This window comes from Pseudomonadota bacterium (assembly GCA_022361155.1).
In the GTDB taxonomy this organism is placed as follows: domain Bacteria; phylum Myxococcota_A; class Polyangia; order Polyangiales; family JAKSBK01; genus JAKSBK01.
This window is the reverse complement of the sequence record JAKSBK010000505.1, coordinates 1-2,467: the sequence shown is the minus strand read 5'-3', so window position 1 is coordinate 2,467 and position 2,467 is coordinate 1. Positions and strand designations below refer to the sequence as shown.

At 68.4% G+C, this 2,467-nt stretch carries 1 protein-coding gene; it reads left to right on the top strand.

Annotation, left to right across the window (positions count from 1 at the left end):
* Positions 1 to 889: 889 nt before the first annotated feature.
* On the top strand, positions 890 to 2,467 hold a 1,578-nt coding region (locus tag MJD61_18865; GenBank protein MCG8557326.1), incomplete at its 3' end, for a hypothetical protein.

The window sequence follows — 2,467 nt, the reverse complement described above, 5'->3', positions numbered from 1 at the left end:
TGCAAACGTATCCCGTGCCGCTGCGCACTGACGGCCAGGCAATACCGGTAGAGCTCGGTCAGCTCGGGGTCTGGACGAAACAGGTGGGTGCGGCGCAGCGTGCGGCGCGTGACCATCACCGTCATTCCAGGCACGATGTAGCGTGGTTGCGTCATGCTTCGCACACCGCACCAAGCATGCCGGACACCACCGCAGCTCATTTCGCATACTTACGCTACCGGTGGTGGCGAAAGTGCCGGCGCACGCCGGCGGACGCCAACGAGGGTCGGGTCGGCGCGCTGCGCCGAGGTCCAAACGCGAGGCCCGCCAGCTCTTGGACGGCGGGGCGATAGCGATCAATGGCACCCGTGCGGAGCCTGGCCATGTGCTAACCCCGAGCGATCTGCTGCACGCGCACACGATCCTACTGCAGCGCGGCAAGAAGCACTGGCACGCTACCCGCTGGACGTAGGGCGCTCTTCGGACCGAACGTTCCTGTTGAGCACTCTTGCAGGTGTTCTTGGAGTGAACGGCAAAGAGCGGGGGCATTGGCGCCGGGTCGGCCCGGTGGCCGGGACGCTTTGCGGGGTCGGCCGGCGTGCACGATGTGCGCGCGGTAATCAAGCCCACGAGCTGAGCCCAGGCGCGCACGCACGCCGGCCTCGACCAAGATCCGCTCGACGCACGCGCCAACCCGGCGAGTGAGCTTGGATGCGGGTTGGCACGCGCTACGCCCCCGCAAAACGTCCCGGCCACCGGGCCTGCATGTTTGGCATCGTCTGGAATCCGACCAGGGGATTCGCCCGCTGTCCGAGGTTGCCAGATGCGGCCGTCGAGTCTACGACTCGTGGGAGTGGGCGGAACGAAGCGCGCGTGCTTCCTTTCGGCCGGACCCCGGTGGAGGAAAGCGATGCGCTCAGGGATGGCTGCTGTTTGTTTTGCGATCCTGCTCGCGGCGTTTGCTGGCTGCAGCAGGAGCCACCTGCATGGGCCTGCGCTGCCGGACGCTGCGGGCGGCGCGGATGCAGCCGCCGACGCTGCGACCGATGCATCCTCCGACGCATGCATGCCCGAGACCGAGCGCTGCAACGCAGTAGACGACGACTGCGACGGGATGGTCGACGAGTCGCTGAGCCGGGCGTGCGGCAGCGACGTGGGCGCATGCAGGGCGGGCAGCCAGCGCTGCCAGGAAGGCGTCTGGGACTCGTGTACCGGGGCGTTGGGGCGTGTCCTGGAAAGCTGCAACGGAGTGGATGACGACTGCGACGGCAAGCTGGACGAGGCCTTGATGCGCCCGTGCGGCAGTACGGTAGGGGCCTGCGAGGCGGGCGCAGAAACCTGTTCGGATGGCTCCTGGCATAGCTGCACGGCGCTTGGCCCTTCCATGGAAGCGTGCGACGGCATGCTCGATGAAGACTGCGATGGCACCGTGGACGAGGGCTGCGACTGCGTAACAGGCACGGCGCGCCCGTGCGGCTCGGACGTGGGCGCGTGCAAGGCAGGGAGCCAGCTTTGCGAAGCGGGCGCCTGGGCCGCATGCCAGGACGCTGTCCATCCCAGCCTCGAACGCTGCAACGCCGTGGACGACGACTGCGACGGCAAGCTGGACGAGGCCTTGATGCGCCCGTGCGGCAGCGATGTCGGAGTGTGCCAGGCGGGCGACGAAACCTGCACGGCCGGGGCGTGGGTCGACTGCAGCGCCATCGGCCCCGGCCCCGAGCGCTGCAACGACCTGGACGACGACTGCGACGGCTCGCTGGACGAGGGCCTGCGTTGCGCGCCGCCCTGCGAAGAGGGCATCTCGGCCGGTTGGGGCCACACCTGCGCGCGCCTCGAAACGGGCGAGATTCGCTGCTGGGGCCGGAACTCATCCGGGCAGCTGGGCATTGGCAAGGGTGACCCCAGGAGCCGGTACGTTCCCGTCCCCGTCAGGGCGGCCATCACCGGTGCGCTCGACGTAGCAGCAGGCGGCAACGGGACCTGCGCGCGCCTTGAGGCGGGCGAGGTCTGGTGGTGGGGCCACCAAGTGCTCAGGTTCGAGGGCATCACGCCGATTCTGGTTCCCGGTGTGATGCACGCGAGCGAGCTCAGTATTGCTGAGGACCACATCTGCGCGCTGCTCAGGAGCGGCGAGGTCATGTGCTGGGGCAAGAACCTGTACGGCCAGCTCGGCAACGGTGATCAGACGCGCCTTCTCGAGTTGCCCGTTTTCGTCTCCGGCGTCCGCGACCCCGTGAGCGTGCACGCGGAGCGCCACCGCAGCTGCGCGTTGCTGCGCACGGGCGAGCTGAGCTGTTGGGGCCTCGTCAACGGTGAGCTGGCCCTTGCGCCGGTGACCGTGGTGACCCTCGCGAATGCAGTACAGATCAGCGTCGGGGAGCACCACACCTGCGCGTTGCTGGTCAACGGGCAGGTCCAGTGTTGGCAGACAGGCCCCCGCAGTGGCATGCCGGAGACCGTGGCGAACCTCGAGGGTGCCGTCGAGATC